Raw genomic sequence first — 7339 nt, forward strand, 5'->3', positions numbered from 1 at the left:
ACTACAACCCTTGTGGCTCTAGAGAATTTTAAAGGATGTTTATGTAACCGTTTGTTTTTTCAACCGTTTTACAACTAATTGATTAAATGTATAATACTCGGCTCGTAAAACTACCCTAAATTGGGTGTCCAAGGGAGGTATATCAGTATCTTCCATGATAGGGTGTTTTGTATCTGAATCCATCCCTCCCATTTATTCTCTAGTTGTCCTGTAGTGGGTTTTATAAAATGTTCAAATACTGGTTTATTCAATTAAGACGGCTTCAGGAACACTTTAGCTATTAATAAAACCATTCTGTGACCATTGAAAGCGGGAGCAGTACATTAAATCAATGTTTTATTGTCCAAATAAAAAAAAGAGTAGGAATTGTGCTACTCTCATTTTCAACTAATAATATTTAAACATTGCCTGCTATCCATTTTTTATTTTTAATAAACTCTGGATTAAGAACTCTTGCTAAAAATGCTGAAAATTGACCTCTTGTTAATTCCTCGTTTGGTCTGTAATTATTATCAGTATAACCACTTGCAATTCCTACAACTTTAATCACTCCCCAATCTAGTCCATCCGGAATTTGGTCGTTAATGTCAATAAAGAAAAAAGAATACGTCGTTTCGCATTAAAATTAATCAATCTTAGAGTCCAATATCAATCGCCATGTTACTCTAACATTACGAGGATTTTATATACTAAAAAAGACAGCTTGAGATAAATCCAAGCTGTCTTTACGATAATAAAACAACATCTTTTGCTAATCAACTTAAGTAATATTGAATAAATAATGCAACTTATGGTTAAATACTTGATGTATTGCTATATAATAATTCATCTTTTTTCAAATCGAACTCTTCTTTTGTAAGTACACCCATATCTAACAATTGCTTGTACTTAAGTATTTCATCAGCAACACTAAATTCCATATTTTTGACTTCAACATCCACGTTCTTTAAAATCTCATCTTCAAGATCAGTAAAATCAACGTCTATTATATCAGGCATCTCATTTTTCATTTTCTGGAAATCTTTATTGAAGTCATCTTTAGAGTAGTTATTAACTGATTCAAATAATGTATTTCTTAAACGTGTTCCCATTGGTTTCATTGACGCATAGGTCAAGCCACCAGATATAATACCACCTACTAGAGGAATCACTTTTGAAATTCCTTGAGCAAAGGTCTTCTTTGTTATTTTTATTCCAATCGTAGCAGCTACTTTTTTGATTATTGGGTAATAGATTGTTTTCATTAGTGCTTTTTGAGGTAATTTTTTTAACACCTGTTGTGCAACCTTTGATGACAAAACTTTTAAAGCAGAAGCGGTACCGCCGACACCAAACATCACTCCTAGAAATAGGGTTAATTCTCCACGAACTCTTTCACCATCTACTTTTCCATCTTCCCACAAATCTTTGTAACCAAATAAATATGCCAATTCTTGGGCTAAACGCAAAGAAACACCGTAGAATTGAAGAGTATCGGCAGGAATGGTAGCTGCCATTGCAAATCCACCTGGCAATCCAGCAGCAAACGATACACCAGTACTTTGGAGAGTACGTTTCTCTATCAATGATTTAGCTACTTTATTTAAAGTATCAATATCGACTCCCGCTTCAATGGGCCCTTTTTCCAATATCTGACCAAGATCATCATAACCTACATAGTCGACTAAGGCATTAGATAAAAATTCATTACGATTAACCTTAACTCCTGGTACTTTTAATGCATGCGTTATTATTACTTCTAATGAATTATTTGATTCTGAATTATTCAGTTTGAAAACTCCCTTTCGAAATTTTCGGATAAATACTTCTTTAGTTTAATTATATATTGATTGAATTACTATCTAAATATTTTATTACTAATAATAGTTTATATCTTCTTTTCCTCCTTTATACTAAGCGCATCATTTCAAACTGTTTTTTAGTGTAACAATAAAAACCACACTGTAATTATATCTAGTGCGGTTTTTATCATTATGCTTAATATGCTCTACTTTCTACATAGCTTAAAGTTAATCTGACTTCTTTCCTTTTGCATTTAGACTTTCTTGAAGTTTAAAAGGGATTGGCCAAATATTCTCTTCAACACCTAGTTCTGGTGGTAAAACCCCTTCGCAATCAACTTTGTTAAATATGCGATAAACGAATAAGTATCTCTATTGAAGCGTAATGTAGTGTCCATGTGCACCCCATTGCTTCCTGCGGAAGCATAAACGTCATTAGTGAAATCTCCACAATCATGCTCTTCTTCATCCCATATTATTTTAACGTTAACATCGAAATGTCTACAATTATTACCGTTACCTATTCCTCTGCTTTCTTTAGTATCTTCTTGCACTTGTTCTAGTCTTGGTGTTGTTGGAATAGGTTCAGATAAAAAGACGTATCAACTTGATAGCTGATACCAAGAAGTAGGTGTTCTTATTAATATTGGCTGCAATTATATAAAAAAAAGTACCAACCATTATGGCTGATACGCTCAACTTTACTTCTTATTTTCATCATTAGATAAAAAAAGCGAACCAAATTCAAACCTCTTTGCAATTATTTTTCTACCTTCAATTTTTTGATTCAAATTGAAAATCATCCATTATCTCAACAATTTTAGTCATTAAGAAACTCCCTTCTACTTGTCAAGTAACACAAATAAAAGAGAGTATTAATAAAACCAATAGTACAGGTAAGAGAGTCTCACCTTAAGTCAAACCCTCAACAAACCTTGATACGGGTAGGTTTCCAAGACACTTTAATGATTTAAAATAACTAAGTTATTCCCACTCGATTGTTGCTAGTGGCTTGCTCGTAATATCATACGAACTCGGTTAATATGCGGTACTTCATTGACATTAATGACATTAACCTTGATATTAACGGAAGACCAAGTTGATTACATGCATAACGTGCTGTTTCTTTTATAAAAAATCTCTCAAACTCACTACTACCTCTTCTACATCCAAGTCCAAATACTGTGTTGTAACCTCCAAATTTGAGTGTCCCAACGCTTTGGAAATGAGAGCGATATTTGCCCCCTTGTTCAACAAATTCTTCGCATAAGCCCTTCTAAGCGCATGTGCATTGATGTTTGTTAAGCCGAATCGTTTACTATACTTTGTCAGTTGCTTTGAGATTGCGTTATTTGTTGATTTTGTATGTAACGATGTTCCTTTTGTTGAAATGAAGACATGTTTATTCTGCTCATTATAGTGACTTCGTATCTTTTGATTTTGCTGAATTAATATTTTTAGCAACTTAAGTAATTGATTATCGAGTGGCAATTTTAATAACTGATGATTTTTTAGAATAGCACCATCAATGTTAATAACCATGTTATTGAAATCAATATGCTTCTCCTCTAGTTGTCCTAAGGTATTGATTCTAATGCCTGTTTTGTACATTGTAAGTATTGCCACTGCATCACGTAAGCCTATGAACGTATTTAAATCTAACAGTGACAATAAGATTTGAATATCCTTCTCATCTGCTCCCTTTTTAACCTTCTTATCTACCTTTACCGTTACCACTTGCCAAAACTTTGACTCATACCACCCATTATTGAAACACTTGCTTAAAAATGATTTTAATGCCTTAAGTCTAGTCAGTTTTGTTTGGTTCGACACGGACATTTGTTCAAGCCATCCATAGATTGTATTAAGCGTAATATCCGACAGAAACTGAACATCTTGAACCTTTTTGAAGCTCCTAATAATGGTTTCATAATCTTTGATTGTACGGTGTCTATAGCCACTCGTAGCCATCTGCTGAATAATGATTACCGATGCCTCATCAATCGTTCTTGAATGAACCCTCTGTGTAACCGTTTGCTCGTGAATTATCATAATACTATCTAAATCAATATTCACGTCAAACAATCCTGTTTTCTTTGTCATAACAAAAAATCCTCCATTCAATTGAATTGGAAGATAGTTTCGTATCACATTTTACATAAAATGATAGGGATAAAAAAAGGGATTAAGTCGCTTGGACCGAAGCCCCGACCTAATCCCCATTCATCTACAAACCCTTATTTACCAAGGATTCATCGCCTTTTTAATTACGTCCCAGGAGGGATTCGAACCCCCGACCGACGCCTTAGAAGGGCGTTGCTCTATCCAGCTGAGCTACTGAGACTTGTGAAATTCAGTTCGTTTCAGAAATGAAGGACAATACTTATTATAGGAATGATACCACCTAATGTCAACGTTATTTTTCAGTAAACGAAAACTTTTTTTGTTCGAGTTCTTTATGCTCATTTGAAAAGAACGTTACAACCCACTTTGCAGATAACTTTTCAATGATTGCATAGCTTTTTTCTTTGCGTCCTCTTGGCAATTCCAAGCTGCCTGGATTGACGAAAAGAATACCATCTATTAGTTCTGCCCCTAATAAATGAGAATGCCCGAAGAGAACCATATCGGCTCCGACTTCTTGGGCTCGGTAACTAAGTGGCATCATGGTGGATTTCACTTGCCATAAGTGACCGTGTGTCATTAAAACTTTTACTCCGTTAACTTCGGTGAAAACTTCAGCAGGAAAAGATGAATCCCAGTCACAATTGCCACCGACGACGAAAGCATCTTGTAGCGATTCATGTTGTTTGTCGAGTTCACTGTCTCCGCAATGAAAGACAGCATCTACAGTACTTACTGCATGCCTGACTTGATCAATTGAATCCGTTTCTCCATGTGTGTCACTCATCACTACAATACGCATCCACTCGCCACCTTATCTCAACAAGTTTGGTAATTCTTCTTCGATTTTCTTAATCGCGTTTCCACGATGAGAAATAGCCGCTTTTTCTTTAGGTTGTAACTCCGCCATCATTTTCCCTAGAGCTGGTACATAGAAAATTGGATCGTAGCCAAAGCCATTTATTCCTTTTCGATCATGTGCAATGACACCTTCGCATGTACCAAAGGCAGTTTTAGTTTCCATGTCTGGTCCAGCTAAAGCAATGGCACAACAGAAACGAGCTGTACGTTTATTGTCATCTACATGTGCAAGTTCGGTCAACACTTTTTCTATATTGGCTTCATCACTTTTATCCAATCCTGCATACCTTGCAGAATAGACCCCTGGCGCGCCGTCTAAGGCGTCGATTTCAAGACCGCTATCATCTGCAATGACAAATGTTTGTAAGCGTTCTGCAAGCGCCTCCGCTTTTAAAATCGCATTTTCTGCAAACGTCGTCCCTGTTTCTTCAACGTCCATATCTTGCGCCACATCATGAAGTGTCAAAACTTCAAAACCGTATGGATTGAAAATGGCTTCAAAGTCTTTTGCTTTGCCTTTATTCTTAGTTGCGATAATTACTTGTTTCATGATAATGCACCTGAATTTCCACTGATTCTTTCAGCAATTTCGCCGAGCACTTCTTTTTGAATCGACACTAGTTGTTGAATTCCTTCATCACCTAGATCAAGGAGTTCGTTTAATTGTTTTCTTGTAAACGTAGCTTCTTCACCAGTACCTTGTAATTCAACAAATTGGCCAGAACCTGTTTGAATAATATTCATATCCACGTTAGCAGATGAATCTTCTACGTAGTTTAAATCCAAGATAGCACCTAGATGCTCATCAATACCTACGCTCGTAGCAGCTAAGAAATCAGTGACAGGGAAAATCGGCAGTTGTTTTTCATCTTGCAATTTTGCTATAGCCATAGTCATAGCAACAAACGCGCCTGTAATCGAAGCGGTGCGTGTACCTCCATCTGCTTGGATGACATCACAATCAATCCACAATGTGCGTTCGCCCAAAGCTTCTAAATTTACTACTGCTCGCAATGCTCGTCCAATAAGGCGTTGGATTTCCATCGTACGTCCACCAATTTTGCCTTTTGATGCTTCACGTTGTGTTCGAGAACCAGTTGCTCGAGGTAACATAGAATACTCTGCTGTAATCCATCCTTTACCTTGCCCGCGTAAGAAATGTGGTACACGTTCTTCGATTGTTGCCGTACAAATTACTTTTGTTTGCCCGACTGTTATCAACACAGAACCTTCTGGGTGTACCAAGTAATCCTTCTCAATTGTTACTGGTCTTAGTTCTTTTATATTTCTTCCATCATGTCTCATATATATTAATTGCCTCCTCGTATACGTTCGCGCACTTATCGTATCACATTTTCTGCAAACGAATCAAAACCCGAAGATTCCTTTTTCAAGGAATTCCGGGTTTTATTTAAACGATATTTGTTCAATCATTGGATTCGATATTTCAAGCCATTTGCTAATTGTGGTTTTAAACATGGGAATAGAACCAGTTGTGAAGAAAATGTGAGAGTTCGTATTCTCATCTTTCCTTTGCAGATTAAAATAGTTTAGAATCTCTTCAACATCATCAGCCGTTTCTTCAGCAGACGATAAAACCGTAACATCCGGACCAACCGCTTGTTCTATATGATTTTGTAATAACGGGTAATGCGTACACCCTAAAATTAACGTATCAAAAGATTCTTTAAGCAATGGTTCGAGTGTTTTGTTAACTAAATCTTTTGCAAAGTCACCTTCATATTCGCCACTTTCAACAAGCGGAACAAATGAAGGACACGCTAGCGGTACGATATGACACGACGATGATAATGATTTCAAAGCTTGCTCGTAAGCTCCACTTTGAATCGTGCCTGACGTGCCTAATATGCATACTTCTGACCGTTTTGTTGATTTTATAGCTGCTCTCGCCCCCGGAAAAATAACACCTACAACTGGGAACGGGCATTTTTTTTGTAATGATTCGAGTGCGACTGCTGTAGCAGTATTACATGCCACAACGAGCATTTTTATAGAATGAGCCTTTAATTCTTCTGCCATCTGCCAAGTAAATTTCCGCACTTCACTTGCTGAACGCGGGCCATATGGACATCTCGCTGTATCTCCAATGTAGAGAAATTGCTCATTGGGCAACCGTCGCATGAGTTCTTTGACAACTGTTAAGCCGCCAACACCCGAATCGATCACGCCGATAGGTGCATTCACGAGACTCGCCTCAATCCTCTTTCATTTCTACATGAAGTTTTTGTAATAACATCGATAATTGTTGTACTTCTGGCGCATCAAAATCAGACAAAATGTCTTGCAAATAATTTTGACGTTTTTCAATCACTTCTTCAATAACACGTTCGCCTTCTTTTAATAGATGAATGCGAACTACACGTCGATCTTGTTCATCACGAACACGCATAACAAGTTGATTTTTTTCCATACGATCTACTAAATCAGTTGTCGTACTGAATGCTAAATACATTTTGGTTGAAAGATCACCAATCGTCATATCACCATGTTCAAACAGCCATTGCAGTGCAATAAATTGAGGTGGTGTTACTGTATAATTGCTTAAAATTTTA

9 protein-coding genes and 1 tRNA gene are annotated in these 7339 nt (G+C 36.6%); 1 reads left to right on the forward strand and 9 read right to left on the reverse strand.

Annotation, left to right across the window (positions count from 1 at the left end; all coding sequences use genetic code 11):
* Window positions 1-397 precede the first annotated feature (397 nt).
* Both AC1DOS_RS16145 and AC1DOS_RS16150 read right to left on the reverse strand, forming a co-directional pair.
* Window positions 398-550, reverse strand: a complete 153-nt coding sequence (locus AC1DOS_RS16145; RefSeq protein WP_477538322.1) for an S-layer homology domain-containing protein — start codon at window positions 548-550, stop codon at window positions 398-400.
* Window positions 551-794: 244 nt separating this feature from the next.
* Window positions 795-1496, reverse strand: a complete 702-nt coding sequence (locus AC1DOS_RS16150; protein ID WP_477538323.1) for an SHOCT domain-containing protein — start codon at window positions 1494-1496, stop codon at window positions 795-797.
* On the opposite strand from AC1DOS_RS16150, the gene AC1DOS_RS16155 reads away from it, so the two are divergent.
* The gene (locus AC1DOS_RS16155; protein ID WP_477538324.1) at window positions 1483-1635 is read left to right on the forward strand and encodes a hypothetical protein; all 153 of its coding nucleotides are present in this window, start codon (window positions 1483-1485) and stop codon (window positions 1633-1635) included. The genes AC1DOS_RS16150 and AC1DOS_RS16155 overlap by 14 nt on opposite strands.
* A 1274-nt stretch (window positions 1636-2909) precedes the next feature.
* Here the strand turns inward: AC1DOS_RS16155 and AC1DOS_RS16160 are convergent.
* The 7 genes from AC1DOS_RS16160 to AC1DOS_RS16190 form a co-directional block, all read right to left on the reverse strand.
* Complete coding sequence (locus tag AC1DOS_RS16160) at window positions 2910-3884, reverse strand: tyrosine-type recombinase/integrase (RefSeq protein ID WP_477538325.1); 975 nt, start codon at window positions 3882-3884, stop codon at window positions 2910-2912.
* 167 nt (window positions 3885-4051) lie between these two features.
* Window positions 4052-4125 (reverse strand) — tRNA-Arg (locus AC1DOS_RS16165).
* Window positions 4126-4197: 72 nt separating this feature from the next.
* Window positions 4198-4707, reverse strand: a complete 510-nt coding sequence (locus AC1DOS_RS16170; RefSeq protein ID WP_477538326.1) for a metallophosphoesterase family protein — start codon at window positions 4705-4707, stop codon at window positions 4198-4200.
* Between the two features lie 12 nt (window positions 4708-4719).
* Window positions 4720-5316: an XTP/dITP diphosphatase gene (locus tag AC1DOS_RS16175; RefSeq protein WP_477538327.1), complete on the reverse strand. Its 597-nt coding sequence runs from the start codon at window positions 5314-5316 to the stop codon at window positions 4720-4722.
* Complete coding sequence (rph, locus tag AC1DOS_RS16180; RefSeq protein ID WP_477538328.1) at window positions 5313-6071, reverse strand: ribonuclease PH; 759 nt, start codon at window positions 6069-6071, stop codon at window positions 5313-5315. Before rph ends, AC1DOS_RS16175 begins: the two co-directional genes overlap by 4 nt.
* Window positions 6072-6173: 102 nt before the next feature.
* Window positions 6174-6971, reverse strand: a complete 798-nt coding sequence (gene racE / locus AC1DOS_RS16185) for a glutamate racemase (protein WP_477538329.1) — start codon at window positions 6969-6971, stop codon at window positions 6174-6176.
* Between the two features lie 10 nt (window positions 6972-6981).
* Window positions 6982-7339 (reverse strand): MarR family winged helix-turn-helix transcriptional regulator (locus tag AC1DOS_RS16190; protein WP_477538330.1); only part of this gene is annotated, 358 nt, incomplete at its 5' end.

This window comes from Paenisporosarcina sp. P5_A11 (assembly GCF_056400705.1).

Bases quoted from the DNA above. Each gene is read 5' to 3' on its own strand.
- AC1DOS_RS16175 (WP_477538327.1), bottom strand. From the start codon at position 5,316: ATGAAACAAGTAATTATCGCAACTAAGAATAAAGGCAAAGCAAAAGAC.
- AC1DOS_RS16150 (WP_477538323.1), bottom strand. From the start codon at position 1,496: ATGGCAGCTACCATTCCTGCCGATACTCTTCAATTCTACGGTGTTTCT.
- AC1DOS_RS16155 (WP_477538324.1), top strand. From the start codon at position 1,483: ATGGTAGCTGCCATTGCAAATCCACCTGGCAATCCAGCAGCAAACGAT.
- AC1DOS_RS16160 (WP_477538325.1), bottom strand. From the start codon at position 3,884: ATGACAAAGAAAACAGGATTGTTTGACGTGAATATTGATTTAGATAGT.
- AC1DOS_RS16170 (WP_477538326.1), bottom strand. From the start codon at position 4,707: ATGCGTATTGTAGTGATGAGTGACACACATGGAGAAACGGATTCAATT.
- rph (WP_477538328.1), bottom strand. From the start codon at position 6,071: ATGAGACATGATGGAAGAAATATAAAAGAACTAAGACCAGTAACAATT.